The sequence below is a fragment of the Robinsoniella sp. KNHs210 genome, assembly GCF_000686105.1.
Classification (GTDB): domain Bacteria; phylum Bacillota; class Clostridia; order Lachnospirales; family Lachnospiraceae; genus Robinsoniella; species Robinsoniella peoriensis.
The window spans coordinates 3,496,751-3,513,745 of sequence record NZ_JMLZ01000002.1; the positions used below are offsets into that span (position 1 = coordinate 3,496,751).

Here is a 16,995-nt window from a genome sequence, read left to right on the forward strand (position 1 = left end):
GAAATGCCTTATTTATATGATGAATTAAGGAATTATGCCAAATCAGATTATTATCCTTTTCATATGCCGGGACATAAGAGGCGTCTGGGGGAATTTATGAATCCAATAGAGGCAGATATAACAGAAATAGAGGGATTTGACAATCTGCATCATGCAGAAGGAATACTGAAAGAGGCTCAGGAACGGGCGGCAGGAGTCTATGGTTCTGCTAATACTTATTTCTTGGTGAATGGCAGTACGGCTGGAATTCTGAGCGCAGTATCTGCGTGTACTTCCATAGGAGGTAAGATTCTGATGGCGAGAAATTGCCATAAGGCCGTTTACCACAGTGTTTTGATAAGAGAATTGGAAGCCGTATACATTTATCCACAGCAGGAACAGGGAATTGGGCTGAATTGTGGATTAAGACCGGAAAAAATACGGGAACTGTTGATAACTTCTCCGGATATTCAGGCAGTGATCATTACGTCCCCTTCTTATGACGGAGTGGTATCGGATGTAAAAAAGATAGCGGATATCTGTCACACATATAAAAAACCCCTGATTGTGGATGAAGCACATGGCGCACATTTTGGATTTCATCCGTATTTCCCGGAGAATTCCATTGGAAAAGGGGCGGATATTGTAATTCACAGTCTGCATAAGACATTGCCGGCATTTACGCAGACTGGTCTGATTCATTTGAATGGCGGTCTGGTAGATAAGGCAAAACTCGAGAGATATCTGGGGATTTACCAAAGCAGCAGCCCCTCTTATCTGCTTATGGCAGGTGTGGATCAGTGTATACGCATGCTGGAGGAATCCGGCGACAGGCTGTTTGAAGAATTTGTGGAAAACCTGAAGGCATTCAGGAGGAAAGCAGCAGATTTTCAACGGGTTTGTCTGGCAGGAAAAGCACAATTGGCAGGAGAGAAGGAGGTTGTGGACCTGGATCTGTCCAAGCTGATCCTATACGTAAAAAATGGCGGTATGAGCGGTAATGAATTATATGAAGAACTGCTGCAGCACTACCATCTGCAACTGGAAATGGCAGCAGGGGATTATGCCCTGGCATTAACCTCCATAGGGGATTCCAGGGAGGGATTTGACAGACTGTACCAGGCGCTGGCAGATATAGACCGGAGATTGAGTGAAAATGATAATGTTTTAAAGAAGATGGAAAAAACAGAGGATAAAGTAGATCGGGAAACAGATGGAGAAACAGATTGGGAAGTAATGCCAGTATGCCGGGCGATGGAAAAAAAGATGGAGCCGGTCCTGCTGGAAAATGCATCAGGCCGGATAGCAGGGGAATTTGTATATCTTTATCCGCCTGGAATTCCGTTAATTGTACCGGGTGAAAAAATAAGTAGAGAGTTTGTGGGAAACGTAATACAATATAGGGAAAAAGGAATTACGCTTCAGGGAATGCAGGATTATTCCGGGCACTTTATAGAAGTTCTGGAGCAGGTCTGAATATACATTGCAGCCGGGAAGAAGCAGGTTTAGGGACGTTTTGGAATGATCTGGCATCGTTAATAATTTACAGAAAGAGGATATTTATGGGAAAGATATTTTACATCATGGGAAAAAGTGCAACTGGTAAAGATACGATTTTTAAGGAGGTATTGAAGAATAAGAAATTGCATCTGAAAAATGTAATACTTTATACCTCCCGCCCTATCCGCGCCAAGGAAAAAGATGGGGTAGAATATCATTTTGTAGATGAAGCCAGGCTTTTGGAGCTTAAAAATAAAGGAAAAGTAATTGAAATGCGATCCTATGATACCATCCATGGTATCTGGAGTTATGCAACAGTGGATGATGGACAGTTTCATCTGGATCATGAGAATTTTCTGGCAATTGGGACACTGGAATCTTTTGAGAAGATGAAAGCTTATTTTGGAGATGAGAAGGTAGTGCCTATTTATATTGAGGTTGCGGATGATAACCGGCTTGAGAGGGCTCTTAGGCGGGAACGGAAGCAGGAACAGCCCAAATATGAGGAATTATGCCGCAGATTTTTGGCTGATGCCCAGGATTTTTCTGAAGAAAATATTGCAAAAGCAGGAATTACAAAACGTTTTGTAAATGATACGGACAGAGAAGCCTGCATGAATGAAGTAGTTGATTACATCTACGATATTGTAAAATAGCCAGTGAGCCTGCCTCCTGACTGAAGGCGGTTTTAATTGACAGCCGGTGTTACGTTTACAGGCTGGTCTGTGAACAGTAACAGGTTCACAGACAATTCATACAATTTACCCAAAAAAGCTAGGTAAATGGATGATGTTATGTTATAATAGGACTTATTAAGACAGATAGGCCTGCATTTGGTCCAGGCCAGAGCCTGTTTGGAAATTTATTCCCGCCATCTGTACACCCCGCTTCACGTGGAATCTGCTCCGTAAATAGCCAGTGCAGCCCGCTGCACCTTGTATTACCGGAACAAATTCCACGAATAGGGTGACACACAGCTGTCAGAAAGCAATTTTCAAACAGGCTCTGGTGCAAAGAGGCAGTGAGGAGTGATATTATGCCAGGATTTAATAAGATTATAGGACACAAACAAATAGTGGAACATTTACAGAATGCGATGAAGATGAACAAGGTTTCTCATGCTTATATATTTAATGGTGAAAAAGGTTCTGGCAAGAAGAGTCTGGCTAATATATTTGCAATGGCATTACAGTGTGAAGGAGAAGGCGCAAAACCATGTGGTATTTGCAGATCCTGCAAACAGGCTGAGAACGGGAACCATCCGGATATTATTACGGTGACCCATGATAAGCCAAATAGTATTGGAGTTGAGGATATCAGGGAGAAGCTGGTAGGCGACGTTATGGTGAAGCCTTACAGCAGCCCTTATAAAGTATATATCGTGCCGGATGCTGAGAAAATGACAGTCCAGGCGCAAAATGCGATACTGAAGACAATTGAGGAACCGCCGGCTTATGTGGTAATTCTTTTACTGACGGCTAACGCAACCTCTCTTTTAGCAACAATATTATCCAGGTGTGTGACTTTGAATATGAAGCCGGTACCGGATGAAATGGTTAAAAAGTATCTGATGGAAAATGTGGAGGTGCCTGACTACCAGGCGGATGTATGCGTGGCGTTTGCTCAGGGAAATATTGGAAAAGCAGTACAACTGGCATCTTCTGATAATTTTAATGAGATTAAGGCGGCAGCACTGCATCTGCTGACACATGCAAAGGATATGGAGATCAGTGAAATTATTGCGGCAGTAAAAGCTGTTTCCGAATTTAAGATGGAGATACAGGATTATCTGGATATTCTGGCTATCTGGTATCGGGATGTGCTTTATTTTAAAGCAACGAAAGATCCCAATGGGCTGGTATTCCGTGATCAGGTAAGAGTGATTGCCGATCAGACGAATATGAGTTCGTATGAGGGGATTGAGAAGATATTAAGTGGACTGCAGAAGGCGAAGGCCCGTCTGAATGCAAATGTAAACTTTGATTTAACGATGGAATTATTGTTCCTTATGATAAAGGAGAACTAGCAATGGTTAAGATTGTAGGTGTTAGATTTCGTAATGCGGGAAAGATCTATTATTTTGATCCCAAGCATTACGCTATGGATCCAGGGGATCATGTAATCGTAGAAACTGCAAGGGGCGTAGAATACGGTACCGTGGTAACGAAGGTTACGGATATGGATGAAAAGAAGGTGATTCAGCCTTTAAAACCGGTAATCCGGGTAGCAACCCAGGAGGATGCGGACAGAGAACTGAAGAATAAAGAAAAGGAAAAAGATGCTCTTCGTATCTGCCAGGAGAAGATTAAGAAACATAATCTGGAAATGAAACTCATTGATGCAGAGTATACTTTTGATAATAATAAAGTACTGTTTTATTTCACCGCAGACGGAAGAATTGATTTCCGTGATCTGGTTAAGGATCTTGCGGCTGTATTTAAAACCAGAATCGAACTCCGGCAGATCGGGGTACGTGATGAAACAAAGATTCTTGGTGGTATAGGAATCTGTGGAAGGCCTCTCTGCTGTAATACATACCTTGCTGAATTTGCACCGGTATCTATTAAAATGGCGAAGGAACAGAACCTTTCTTTGAACCCGACGAAGATTTCCGGTGTATGCGGAAGATTGATGTGCTGTCTTAAGAATGAAGAAGAGACATATGAATATCTGAACAGCAGGCTGCCAAATGTGGGAGATCGTGTTCTTACAGAAGACGGACTGAAAGGGGAAGTACAAAGTGTAAGTGTACTCCGTCAGACTGTGAAGGTTATCGTGGAAGTAAATGATGAAAAAGAAATTCGTGATTATAAAGTAGACCAATTGAAATTCAAACCGAAACGGAAAAAGGAAAAAATCAGCGTTGATAAGGAATTGAAGCAGTTGGAAGACATGGAGAAAAAAGAAGGGAAATCCAAGTTAGATGACAATTGAGCTGTATCCCGGTGAGCGCCTTGATGATCTGGAGCGCAACGGATATAAGATTATTCAAAATAATAAGACATTTTGTTTTGGAATGGATGCAGTGCTGCTGTCCGGTTTTGCTCATGTAAAGCCGGGAGAGAAGGCACTGGATCTGGGAACAGGGACCGGGATTATCCCGATTTTGCTGAAGGCAAAGACTAAGGGGGAGCATTTTACCGGTCTGGAGATCCAGGAAGCCAGTGCAGATATGGCAAGGCGGAGCGTTCTCTATAATCATCTGGAAGATCAGATTTCTATTGTACAAGGAGATATCAAAGAGGCCCATACATTATTTGATGCGGCTTCTTTTGATGTTATTACAAGTAATCCGCCTTATATGACGGGAAACCATGGTCTGGTCAATCCGGATATGCCTAAGGCGATCGCCAGACATGAGATCTTGTGTACGCTGGATGATGTAATTGGACAGGCATCTAAGCTTCTGCGTCCGGGCGGAAGGTTCTACATGGTGCACAGGCCATTTCGAATGGCTGAGATCATGACAAAGATGACCGCGCACCGTCTGGAGCCCAAGCGGATGCGGTTAGTATATCCTTTTGCAGACAAAGAGCCGAATATGGTTCTAATTGAAGGCCTGAAGGGTGGAAAACCCAGAATAACAGTAGAAAAACCATTGATCGTATACAAAGAACCCGGTGTGTATACGGATGAGATTTATGATGTGTATGGCTATTGATCTGATTTTTAAGACAGCCTTTAGAAGGAGATGACTCACATGCAGGGAAAATTATATTTATGTGCTACACCAATTGGTAACCTGGAAGACATTACGATGCGTGTGCTGCGTATTCTGAAGGAAGTGGATCTGATTGCAGCAGAGGATACCAGAAACAGCATTAAGCTGCTGAATCATTTTGATATTAAAACTCCTATGACCAGTTATCATGAGTACAATAAGATTGACAAAGCCCATTATCTCATTGAACAGATGAGGGACGGGAAAAATATAGCCCTGATAACAGATGCAGGGACACCTGGGATTTCAGATCCCGGTGAAGAACTGGTTCGGTTGTGTTATGAGGCAGGCGTGGAAGTAACTTCCCTTCCGGGGCCAGCGGCATGTATTACTGCTTTGACTTTGTCGGGACTTTCTACCAGGCGTTTTGCATTTGAGGCATTTCTGCCTTCTGATAAAAAAGAAAAGAAGGAAGTTCTGGCGGAACTGGAAGGGGAAACCAGAACGATGATCCTGTATGAGGCGCCGCACAGGCTTGTCAGGACACTGGAAGAACTTTTCGGGGTACTGGGGAACCGGAAGATTACTGTGTGCCGGGAATTGACGAAGAAACATGAGACTGCTTTTGTGACTACGATTGAAGGGGCGTTGGCTCATTATAAGGAAGTGGATCCCAGGGGGGAATGTGTGCTGGTCATTGAGGGCAGAAGCCGTCAGGAGATCAGGGAAGAGGCACGTAAAGCCTGGGAGGAATTAACCATAGAGGAACACATGAAGCGCTATCTGGATATTGGGATGGATAAGAAAGAAGCAATGAAATGTGTTGCGAAAGATCGTGGAATTAGTAAACGGGATGTTTATCAAGAGTTGATATAGAGAGAATCGGGGAATGTCGTCTTCCCCGATTCTCTTTTATTGTGTACAGCAAGCCCGGGGACTCGCGCACATGTCCATTTTGGAGGCTGCCGCAAAGGTAGAAATCCTCCACAACCTGCAACGGAGTTTTACTTTCTGGAAATATGAATCATTGCATCTCTTTTTATATGCTGTAATACAAAGACCATATCCTGTTCCGGGATTGCTACACAGCCTGCAGTGGCGCCGCCGCCAAAACAATGGAGAAAGATAGCGGAACCTGCACCTGGAGTACAGGCAGTGTTGTAATTTATGGAAAGTGCATAGGCGTAGGCGGTTGGATACTCAGATAGGTGTTCTGCGCTGTTCCAATCCGGCGATATTTTTTTCGTGCTGACAAACTTGTTGTAATATTGTGAGTTTGGATCATCTACCCAATAGTGGGATGGGTTTACCTTGGTATAAGGGAATGCGGTGCCCGGATTCGACTTATTGCCAAATGCTACTCCAAAGCTGTATGTTCCACTGGGTGTGGTAGCAAGGCCTTCGTATGTTGCACCCACGCCGAGACGTCCTACATAGGCGGTTGTACTTAAGATTTCATTCCAGGTTGTATCATTTTTCCGTTCCAGCATGGTAAATTCTGCCATGCTTCCGGTTGCTTTTACGAAGATCATCTGGCTTGCTTTGTTATAGGATGAAAGAGAACCGTCTTTTTTAAGATAATACCAGTCATCCTTTACTTTTGCCCAACCCTTCATCAGCTGTCCGCTCTTATTAAAATAGTATTTTTTCTTTTGAATGGTCTTCCATCCGGTGGCCATAATACCTTTGGCACCTACGTAATACTTCTGTTTTTTATAACTAATCCATTTGTTGGATGCCATCGTCCCGTTTTTATTAAAGTAATACCATTTCTTTTTATATTGAACCCATCCAGTTGCCATGTCACCGTTTTTATTCAGATAATATTTTTGTCTATTATATGTTTTCCAACCGGTATCCATGTACCCGCTTTTTTTAAAATAGTAATACCTGCCGTTTATTTTAAGCCAGGTATTTTTTGCGTAGGTTTTGTTGGTATAGCGGTATTTCCATTTACTTCCTTTCTTTATCCAGTCCCCTTTTTTGACAGGAGCTTTACGGACGTCTTTTAAAAGTCCTGTGGACGCTGCCCGGGTGGGGAGTGATATGGCAGATGCCATGGTTAGGACAAGCGCGAATAAGAAGAATAACTTTACTATTTTATTGGCGTTGATATACTTTTTCATGTGGTTCCTCCCGTTTGGTGTTTCTTTTGTGCTGTTGATGTTATTATAGGTGGGGAGCGGAGGTTTGTCAAAAGTAATTGGGAGAAATATTGTGTCTGATGTATAAGTGAAAAACAATCGAAAAAAAGTAGAAAATATTTGAATAACGATTCTGGGTTAAAAATGGTAATAGAGAAAGTTATTAGACATAATTGACATAAAATGTTATAATAAAAACTTGAAATAACCGTACCCATCGGGACTGTATGGCGCAATGGCTAATTTGACGCTAAAATGCAATGAAATTCATGGAGCAGTCGCCCTGTACAGTTCTGTGCTGAATGGTTTGATTAGTTGATGATTATTGTTTATTATTATAATATGGGAGAAGATTATGACTAAAAAACAGATACTAAGAATGATATGTTTTCTGATGCTTGCAGGTGGTGCTTTTTATGTGATGAATGGAATATTTGTTAAACCGGCTTCAATAGAAATTAATGACCGCTATGAAGCATTTTATAAAAGAGAGACAAAGAATTCATGGGATGGTGCACTTATTGGCAGCAGTGTGGTAGACCGTGCATGGGCAGCCCCCCTTGCCTGGAATGAGTACGGCATGGCATTATATCCTATGTCTACGGACAGTCTGCCATTACCATTTGTTACTAATTTGATAGAAGAAATACATAAAAAGCAGAATACAAAGTTCTTTATTATTGACTTACGCGGATTAAGAAGCAGTAAATTAGAATTACAGGAGTTTAAGATCCGGCGTCTGACGGATAATATGAAGTTTTCGAAGAACCGGCTGGATGTTCTAGGCAAAGCTTTTACATACGCAGAGAAATATAATGAAGATAAGTCATTCCTGGATCACAAGATGTCTTTTTATATTCCATTTATTAAATATCATCCGAGATGGGAAGAGTTGAATAAATACGATTTTACAATACCGGAGAGGCAGATGAAGGGTGTCTATGAAAAAAATGCATTTACTGTAGAAACCCAGAAAAGACCTAAGACAACCGATAAAATAGGTGATATATCGGAACTTCAGTCAGAGATTTTGCTGGAAATATTAGAATATGGGAAAGCGAATGATTTGAAGTTCTTGTTTACTTCTATGCCAGGATCAATGTCTCAGAATGCACAAAAGCAGATGAATAAGGTATTTGAAATTGTAAAAGAGTATGGATTTGATTATATTAATTTTAACAAACAGGATCTATATGATGAATTAGGTATCGACTTTACAACGGATTATATTGATCCGATTCATTTGAACTCGAGAGGTGCCCGGAAGGTAACGGCATATCTTGGACGTTATATAAACGAGCATTATGATTTTAGTGATAAACGTGGCGATGAAGCATACACAAGCTGGGATGATGCATGGAAGGAATATGATACATTCTATAATAGCGGATGGCAAAATGGTAATCCCCAGGCATAAATAGACAGGAGGCATTCCCTATGAATATCTTAGTAACGCTGCCAATGGCTGAGGCACAGCGCATGGACCTGGAACAAATAGATCCGGGCGCCAGCTATAAATATACAAAGTATAAGTCCGTAACCAGGGAACTGGTTCAGGAGGCAAATATTATTATCGGCAATGTGCCGCCGGAATTTATTGAAGGCTCTGCCAATTTAGAGTGGCTGCAGCTAAATAGTGCCGGTACGGATGGTTATTGTAATCCGGGAGTGCTGGCAGAAGGTACAATTCTGACCAATGCTTCAGGAGCATATGGTCTGTCAATTGGGGAGTTTATGGTGGGGCTAACATTTGCATTAAAGAAAAATACCGCATTGTATGTCCGCAACCAAATAAATCACAGATGGCATTATGAGAGCGGCGTAAGTACAATTATGGGAAGTACTGTCCTGGTGATCGGTCTTGGAGATATCGGGATGGAGTATGCCAAAAGGATGAAAGCCCTGGGGAGCCACGTAATTGGCGTTAAGCGCAGGAAAAGCGAGAAGCCGGAATATGTAGATGAGTTGTATTATGAAGAGGATGTGGACAGACTTCTAGGAAGGGCGGATATTGTGGCGCTTTCCATGCCGGCTTATGATAAGACGATTGGGTTCATGAGCGAAGAACGGTTTAAAAAGATGAAGAGCTCTGCAATCATATTAAATGTAGGAAGAGGAAGTTTAATCGATACGGAGGTTTTATATCGGGCCTTGAAGGAAAAATGGATTGCCGGTGCGGGACTTGATGTCATCACACCGGAGCCATTTCCAAAGGAGCACCCTCTCTGGGATCTGGATAATCTGATCTTAACACCCCACGTTTCCGGTGGGTATTCTATACCTGAAACTTTGGAGCGGATTGTAGGGATTGCATTAGAAAACAGGAGAAGGTTTGCCGTAGGAGAACCTCTTAAGAACAGAATAGATTTTGAGACGGGATATCGGCTGTAATATGGATTTTTATCAAAGAGTGGCAGTGGTATGTAAAACAGTTCCCGCGGGTAAAGTGGCAACCTACGGTCAAATTGCCCTTTTATGCGGAAAACCTAAAAATTCACGACAGGTCGGCTATGCGCTTAAGCATAATTTCTCCGGGGATAATCTGCCTGCCCACAGGATCGTAAATCATCAGGGATATCTCTCCGGTGCAGGATGTTTTCAGGATCCGGATAAGCAGGACGTGCTTCTTATGGAAGAAGGAGTGGAAGTGAGTTCGGATCTGAGAGTGGATTTGAAAAAATATGGTTGGAAGAATACATTGGAAGATGCACTTTGTTTGAGGGCATATTTTGAAAAAACAGGGATATAGAAGTCCCTGTTTTTTGTGTTTTATGGATATGTAGAAATTGGGGGGTTAGCTGAGGAAGGGGACGCTTTGTAGATGATAGGTATTGTTCGAAAAGAGAAGGGGGCGGACCAGGACATTGGTTTGTAAGGCTTACCGCAGAACTGGCATTTTCTAACCTTTCCGGAGCACTTTTTGGCGGCACGCGGGCATTCGCTGCGAAATCCTGATGCATTTCGCAGCTCACTGCCCGCTTAGTATCCGATGGGAGCCAGTCGAATACTATCCGCCAAAAAGCACTCCGGTAAGGTAAGTAAATGCTCAGCTCTGCTATACGCCTTCCAAACCAATGTCCTGGTCCGCCCCCTTCTCTTTCCGAGATAGCATTCGTAGATACAAAGCTAATTTTCTCAGCGTGGTGGGACCCTGGGGTTGTGGCATGCCGGACGCGATTGGTGTAAGCTAATGATATCAAGCAACTGATCTTGAGAACGGGATTTGTTTTTTTTCTGTGATCAGAAAAAGAAGTAGACTTTCATCTTCTTTTATGCATAAACATCTAAAAATATACTGCGTTCCATCCGATAAAGAATAGACAGTTTTAGCCTCGGGGCATCTATCATGCTGAAAACGAATAGCATAAAGCAACTGAACTTATCACAGTAATTTGTTTCTTCATTCCAGAAAAAGTAGCAAACTTTCATCTCCTTTTACGCATAAATAGCCGAAACATACAGCACTGCATCCAATAAAGAACAGCCAGCCACAGCCCAGGGGTTCCAACCTGCTGAGAAAACCAGCTTTGTATCAACGAATGCTATTTCGGAAAGATGGGTGTGGGAAACTGGTATGGGCGGAGGAAGCGTAGAGCAGATCTGAGTATTTACTTACCTTGCCGGAGTGTTTTTTGGCGGATAGTATTCGACTGGCTCCCATCGGATACTAAGCGGGCAGTGAGTTGCGAAATGCATCAGGATTTCGGAGCGAATGCCCGCGTGCCGCCAAAAAGCGCTTCGGAAAGGTTAGAAAATACCAGTTCTGCGGCCAGCTGACGGAGCCCATGCCAGTTTCCCACTCCCATCTTTCCGTACACTACCTACATCTACAAAGCCTCATTAATCAGCAAAACCCAAATTTAAGCTGAATTTGTTCGCCCTATATAGACTGTCGATATGCAGTGGGCGCAGTACCAACAGTTTTCTTGAAGATTCTGCTGAAGTACAGCGCATTCTGATAGCCGATCAGGTCACCGATTTCATTTATGGTAAGATCGGTTGTCTCCAGTAATTCTTTTGCTTTTGTCATACGGATGGAAGTAATATACTGCATAGGTGTCATGCCCATATATTGGCGAAAGTTTCGGATAAACCAGCAGGTACTGATATGGTTTTTGGCGGCATATTCCTGAATACTCAGCTCCTGAGGAAAATGTTCGTTAAAATAATGTACCGCTGTTTCAATTTCTGTTTTTTTCTTTGTTCTGCCAAGGCGTTTTTCCAGCTGATATCTGCAAATTAACGTGAGGAACTCCCGGAAATACAATGCCAGTAACTCGCTGTGTCCCGGACGTTTTAACTGGAGCTCCCGTATCATTTTATTCATAAGCTGCGTGTATTCAGATGTGAATCCGATCTCCAGGATATCCTGTTCTTTAAACCCGGCAGCTTCTAACAGCGTTTCTGCTCCATAACCGGAAAAATGTACCCAGAAGAGTTCCGGCGTATTCTTTGCATAGTAATAGTATTTCTGGGGCTCCGAAGGACGGTAAAGAATCAGACTGCCTGCAGCGAGTTCTTTTCGAACATCATTTTTTTCAAAATCGGCTTTACCCTGGGCAACGTAGATCAGTTGATAATCAAGGCGTCCGTTTGGGCGGAGGGTTACCATTTCTTTCCGGGATATGAAGCGGTAATTACCGCAGCTGTAAACTGAAATTTCATGTTCCTGATCCAAAATATCAATATCAACATCATTAAAATAGCCTGAGTTAGAATACATTAAAATACCTCCGGTCTGATATAATTGCAGCAACCAGCTGATAACCATTGCAAAGTACCAGCCATTTGTCCAAACTTACTGCGTTAGACTTTCTGGTCGCAGCTATGTTTTCATTATAACGCGGGAAGATTATAGTTACAATAACATTTGTATCATTTTGTGCATATATTCGCCTATCCTGGATATGGAAATTTTATGATCCGGAATTTATAATCAGTATTAAACATGATCAATGACAGATCAGATACGGTTTTGTATTTCTATAAAAATTACAGGAGGATTCTAAAATGATAATTCCAAGATATTATGAAGATTTGAAAGTTTTACACAAAAACACAATGCCGAACAGAAGTTACTATATTCCTGCTTCCGGCAGAAGAAATGATTTGGTGGGGAACAGAGAAGCATCTGACCGGTTTTTTCTGTTAAACGGAACCTGGAAGTTCCGGTATTATGGCAGTATTTATGATCTTCAGGAAGAGTTCTACCAGACCGGCTATCAGGCACAGAACTTTGGAGAAATACCGGTGCCGGGCGTATGGCAGAACTTTGGATATGACCGCCATCAGTATACGAATACCAGATATCCATTTCCCATGGACCCGCCTTATGTACCCCAGGATAATCCATGCGGAGCTTATCTTCATACTTTTGAATATCATAAATTACCGGAGGCTCCGAGGCAGTACCTGAATTTTGAAGGGGTGGATTCCTGTTTTTATGTATGGATGAACGGCGCATTTGTGGGGTATAGCCAGATTTCCCATGGAATGAGTGAGTTTGATGTAACGGATGTGATGAAAGAAGGCGAAAATAACCTTGCTGTTCTGGTCTTAAAATGGTGTGACGGCAGTTACCTGGAGGATCAGGATAAATTCAGAATGTCCGGAATTTTCCGTGATGTTTATCTTCTTGCCAGACCGGAAGAAATGCTATTCGATTATTTTGTAAAGACAGATATTTCCCAGGATAATGAAAGGGCAGAGGTTTGTGCAGATCTTATTTTCAGCAGCAGAGAGATTCCGGTAGAATACTGTCTGGAGGATCATCAGGGGAATATTGTTGCAGAAGGCAGATCACAGGGCAGTAAAATACAGTTTGCTGTCAGCCAGCCTGTATTATGGAATGCAGAACAGCCTTTTCTCTATACTCTGGTATTGAAAACGGATAATGAAGTAATTACAGAGCGTTTGGGATTCCGGGATATTACAATTCAGGACGCTGTTTTATATATTAATAATGTTAAAGTTAAGCTTCATGGAACAAACCGCCACGACAGCGACCCTGTTACGGGATCGGTAATCAGTGTTACCCAGATGAAAAAGGATCTTGAATTGATGAAACAGCATAATATGAATGCGATCCGTACCAGCCATTATCCAAATGCGCCTCAGTTTTATCAGTTATGTGACGAGTATGGTTTTTTTGTGATTGATGAGACGGACAATGAGAGCCACGGTACCGCTGATGTCTATATGACGGAGGAAGACTGGCTGCAGAGCTTTGCCCGTACGGCACATTATATTTCGGATAATCCAGATTTCATAGAATCCACATTAGATCGTGTTCAGCACTGTGTGGAGCGTGATAAAAACCGTCCGAGTGTTATCTGCTGGTCCATGGGGAATGAATGCGGGTACGGTTGTACTTTTGAAAATGCGCTGCGCTGGACGAAGGAGTTTGATCCTTCCCGTCTTACCCATTATGAAAGTGCTCTTCATGCAGATAAGAACAGGGAGAATGATTTTTCTAATCTGGATACTTTTAGCCGGATGTATGCATCTGTTTCTGAAATTCATGAATACTTTAAAAATGGAATGGATAAGCCGTTTGTACAGTGTGAGTATTGCCACGCAATGGGAAATGGACCGGGAGATCTTGAGGATTATTTCCAGGTAATTCAGCAGTATGATGGATTTATGGGAGGTTTTATCTGGGAATGGTGTGATCATGCAATCGATGTGGGAAAAACAGAACTGGGTGAGAAAAAATATGCCTATGGCGGTGATTCCGGTGAGTATCCCCACGATGGAAATTTCTGTATGGATGGACTGGTTTATCCGGACCGCACGCCTCATACAGGTCTGTTAGAATTTAAGAATGTACATCGTCCGGTACGGGTAATGCAATTTGCCCAGGATACCAGGGAGGTTACCATCCGGAATTTTATGGATTATTTAAACCTGAAAGACTATTTGACGATTACATATGCGGTACTGCAGGATGGAAAAATTATTGAATCCGGTGAGATTACAGATGCTGCATTGCTGGATCTGAAACCCCATCATGAGAAGAAGCTGTCACTTGAATTTACGATTCCAAAATCAGGAAAATGTTATTTGAAACTGGAATATCGGGCGGCTAAAACAGATGGTCCGGTTCAAAAAGGAGATCTGTTGGGATTTGATGAAACGGCTTTAGCCACTGAGGATAATTGCAATCAGACCGTGAAAGTTCTTCTGGAAAGTCTGAAAGATCTGGAGAAGAAAGATAATATTAAAAAAGAAATTATTAAGGAAGACAATATTAATAAAGAAAATATCAGTGAAGGTCTGACTATCCAGGAAGATGACCGTTATATATATATAAGCAGACCAGAGTTTTCCTACGTATATAATAAACTGACCGGGGCATTTGAGAAAATGGTATACCAGAATATGAATTATCTGGAAAAACCCATGGAATTTAATGTATGGAGAGCGCCTACCGATAATGACCGGAATGTGAAACACCTTTGGATGAAGGCAAATTACGATAAAATTGTTACCCGTGCCTATGAAACCAGTTACAGGACATGGGAGGGATGCGTGGAAATAAGCACCAGCCTTTCCCTCTCCGCAATTTATACGCAGCGGCTTGCTGAGATTCAGGTATGCTGGACCATTTATCCGGATGGAACAATTGGTACACACCAGGAGGTTCGCCGTCCTTCCGGCTTACCATTTCTGCCAAGGTTCGGACTTCGTCTTTTCCTGCCAAAAGAAATGGAACAGGCAGAATACACAGGACTCGGACCGGTTGAAAGCTACATTGATAAATGCCGCGCCAGCTATCATGGTAAATTCCAAAGTCCGATAGAGAAAATGCATGAGGACTATATTCGTCCACAGGAAAATGGAAGCCACTATGATTGCGATTATGTGAAAATATGTGGAACCAGAGCAGAACTTACGGCTTACGGAAAAGAGACATTCAGCTTTAATGCCTCTGTCTATACGCAGGAAGAATTAACCCAAAAGGAACATAACTATGACTTAGTTCCCTCCGGGTACACAGTACTTTGCCTGGATTATATACAAAGCGGTATAGGTTCCAACAGCTGTGGACCGGAGCTGGCTATGGAATATCGCTTAGATAAAGAAGAATTCGTGTTTGAGTGCTTTATAAAACCAGGTCGGTGTAGTAAGGGATCAGATCATAAATAAATTTATGAAATAAATAAAGAACTGCCTCCAGCATGTAAGCATATTAAAGTGCTTTTGTCTGGCAGGGCAGTTCTTTTTTGCGGATCGATAGGAATTTTTGATAGTTTTTAATATATGAAAATATAAAGTAGTTTGGTATAATGTACGGGGCTTATTTAGAAAAAATTTATGCGTTAACACGCTTAAGGAAGAGAGAAGAGAATGGAAGAGCAAACAGGGCAAGTAAGAATTAATACAACGTCCAGGGTATTTAAAATGTCAATTCCGATTTTTGTGGAACTGATGCTGCAGTTATTAGTAGGAAATATTGACCAGATCATGATCAGCCAGTATTCACAGAAATCGGTGGCGGCTATTGTAAACGGAAATCAGATTATGAATCTGGTTATTATTGTGCTGAATATGATCAGCATGGCAACCACGGTGATACTGTCTCAGTTCTTGGGGGCAAAGGATGACGAAAATGCATCTAAGACCTGTATGGTTTCGCTGACCTTGATAACGGGAGTCAGCGTTGTCATTACTCTGATTGTAATGCTGGCAAACAAGCCGATATTTACTATGATGAAGCTGCAGCAGGAAATCATGGGGGAAACCAGGTCATATCTGATGATCGTAGGCAGTTTTATTTTGGTTCAGGGGTTATACTTGAATTTTGCTGCAATTCTGCGTACATATACTTTAATGAAAGAAGTGATGTATGTTTCGGTAATTATGAATATACTGAATATAGCAGGGAACGCAATATTAATAAACGGATGGCTCGGATTTCCCCAACTTGGGATTGCAGGGGCAGCTACCTCTACGGTAATTAGTAAAACAATAGGACTTCTGCTGATTATTCTGTTGTTTGTAAAGAAAGTCCGGCTACCTCTTGGACTTCGGTTTTTAATGCCGTTTCCGAAGAAATTACTGGGGAATCTGTGTAAGATCGCTTTTCCGTCAGGGGCGGAGAGCTTTTCATACAATGTATCACAGATCTGTATTCTGGGAATTGTAAATACGTTTGGAACCATGGTAACGGCCACAAAGGGATATTGCAGCATTTTAGCAAATCTCTCATACGTTTATGCAGTTGCGCTTTCCCAGGCTACCCAGATTGTACTGGGATATTTATTGGGGCTTAAGAAGATTGAAGATATTCAAAAGAGGGTTTGGAGCACTATGAAAATCTGCCTCTGTGTCTGCCTTGGTGTGACCCTATTGCTATTTATAAACAGCAATCTGGTATTTCGAATGTTTACCAGCGATCCGGAGGTTCTGGCTTTAGGAAGAAGGATTTTATTTCTGGAATTCTTTTTGGAAATCGGCAGGGCAATTAATATTATTATGACACGTAGCCTCATAGCAGTGGGAGATGCAAAGACTCCGATGATCGCCGGGATTACAGGAGAGTGGCTGATTGCTTTTGGTATGGCTTACGTATTTGGCATAACATTTGGCTGGGGGCTGGAAGGGGTATGGATTGCTATGGCACTGGACGAGTGCACCAGAGGATTGGTTTATGTGATCCGTTTCCGACAGGCGAAATGGAAACGTCTGGCATATGGAAATGCTGCTTGA

The 16,995-nt window shown here is 42.2% G+C and carries 15 protein-coding genes; 11 read left to right on the forward strand and 4 right to left on the reverse strand.

Translation table 11 applies throughout. The features are described from left to right. The first annotated feature begins 3 nt into the window (after positions 1-3). On the forward strand, positions 4-1,455 hold the full coding sequence (locus CD03_RS0122010; protein ID WP_027295473.1) for an aminotransferase class I/II-fold pyridoxal phosphate-dependent enzyme: 1,452 nt from the start codon (positions 4-6) through the stop codon (positions 1,453-1,455). Positions 1,456-1,541: 86 nt separating this feature from the next. Next, on the forward strand, positions 1,542-2,135 hold the full coding sequence (locus tag CD03_RS0122015; RefSeq protein ID WP_027295474.1) for a hypothetical protein: 594 nt from the start codon (positions 1,542-1,544) through the stop codon (positions 2,133-2,135). Between the two features lie 156 nt (positions 2,136-2,291). Here CD03_RS0122015 and CD03_RS40065 read toward each other — a convergent pair whose 3' ends face one another. Then, the gene (locus tag CD03_RS40065; protein ID WP_442969743.1) at positions 2,292-2,456 is read right to left on the reverse strand and encodes a DUF6783 domain-containing protein; all 165 of its coding nucleotides are present in this window, start codon (positions 2,454-2,456) and stop codon (positions 2,292-2,294) included. A gap of 59 nt (positions 2,457-2,515) precedes the next feature. On the opposite strand from CD03_RS40065, the gene holB reads away from it, so the two are divergent. Genes holB through rsmI form a run of 4 tightly spaced genes read left to right on the forward strand, consistent with a single transcriptional unit; the run spans position 2,516 to position 6,016 of the window. Then, on the forward strand, positions 2,516-3,505 hold the full coding sequence (gene holB / locus CD03_RS0122020) for a DNA polymerase III subunit delta' (RefSeq protein WP_027295475.1): 990 nt from the start codon (positions 2,516-2,518) through the stop codon (positions 3,503-3,505). 2 nt (positions 3,506-3,507) lie between these two features. Beyond that, positions 3,508-4,413, forward strand: a complete 906-nt coding sequence (locus CD03_RS0122025) for a PSP1 domain-containing protein (RefSeq protein ID WP_027295476.1) — start codon at positions 3,508-3,510, stop codon at positions 4,411-4,413. Further along, complete coding sequence (locus tag CD03_RS0122030) at positions 4,403-5,140, forward strand: tRNA1(Val) (adenine(37)-N6)-methyltransferase (protein WP_027295477.1); 738 nt, start codon at positions 4,403-4,405, stop codon at positions 5,138-5,140. The genes CD03_RS0122025 and CD03_RS0122030 overlap by 11 nt, the downstream gene beginning before the upstream one ends. A 39-nt stretch (positions 5,141-5,179) precedes the next feature. Beyond that, positions 5,180-6,016 carry a 16S rRNA (cytidine(1402)-2'-O)-methyltransferase gene (rsmI, locus tag CD03_RS0122035; protein WP_027295478.1) on the forward strand — a complete coding sequence of 279 codons (837 nt, stop codon included), beginning with the start codon at positions 5,180-5,182 and terminating at the stop codon, positions 6,014-6,016. A 128-nt stretch (positions 6,017-6,144) separates the two neighbouring features. On the opposite strand, the gene CD03_RS36360 is transcribed toward rsmI, so the two are convergent. After that, positions 6,145-7,266, reverse strand: coding sequence for a L,D-transpeptidase family protein (locus CD03_RS36360; protein ID WP_052377916.1), 1,122 nt, complete (start codon positions 7,264-7,266; stop codon positions 6,145-6,147). A 373-nt stretch (positions 7,267-7,639) separates the two neighbouring features. Between CD03_RS36360 and CD03_RS0122045 the strand changes: the two genes are divergently transcribed. From CD03_RS0122045 to CD03_RS0122055, 3 genes are read left to right on the forward strand one after another with little or no spacing between them, the layout of a single operon-like run. Next, positions 7,640-8,701, forward strand: a complete 1,062-nt coding sequence (locus CD03_RS0122045) for a hypothetical protein (protein ID WP_027295479.1) — start codon at positions 7,640-7,642, stop codon at positions 8,699-8,701. Positions 8,702-8,721: 20 nt separating this feature from the next. Next, positions 8,722-9,675 (forward strand): D-2-hydroxyacid dehydrogenase, encoded by a 954-nt coding sequence (locus CD03_RS0122050; protein ID WP_027295480.1) that lies wholly within the window; start codon positions 8,722-8,724, stop codon positions 9,673-9,675. 1 nt (position 9,676) lies between these two features. After that, positions 9,677-10,033 carry an MGMT family protein gene (locus CD03_RS0122055; protein WP_027295481.1) on the forward strand — a complete coding sequence of 119 codons (357 nt, stop codon included), beginning with the start codon at positions 9,677-9,679 and terminating at the stop codon, positions 10,031-10,033. 946 nt (positions 10,034-10,979) lie between these two features. On the opposite strand, the gene CD03_RS39010 is transcribed toward CD03_RS0122055, so the two are convergent. Next, entirely contained in the window at positions 10,980-11,102 is a 123-nt protein-coding gene (locus CD03_RS39010; RefSeq protein ID WP_255348096.1) for a hypothetical protein, read from the reverse strand. Positions 11,103-11,164: 62 nt separating this feature from the next. Next, entirely contained in the window at positions 11,165-12,007 is an 843-nt protein-coding gene (locus CD03_RS0122065) for a helix-turn-helix domain-containing protein (protein ID WP_027295482.1), read from the reverse strand. 287 nt (positions 12,008-12,294) lie between these two features. Between CD03_RS0122065 and CD03_RS0122070 the strand changes: the two genes are divergently transcribed. Both CD03_RS0122070 and CD03_RS0122075 read left to right on the forward strand, forming a co-directional pair. Continuing rightward, a complete protein-coding gene (locus tag CD03_RS0122070) occupies positions 12,295-15,432 on the forward strand; it encodes a glycoside hydrolase family 2 TIM barrel-domain containing protein (protein ID WP_027295483.1) in 3,138 nt (1,045 codons plus the stop codon). 201 nt (positions 15,433-15,633) lie between these two features. After that, a complete protein-coding gene (locus CD03_RS0122075) occupies positions 15,634-16,995 on the forward strand; it encodes an MATE family efflux transporter (protein WP_027295484.1) in 1,362 nt (453 codons plus the stop codon).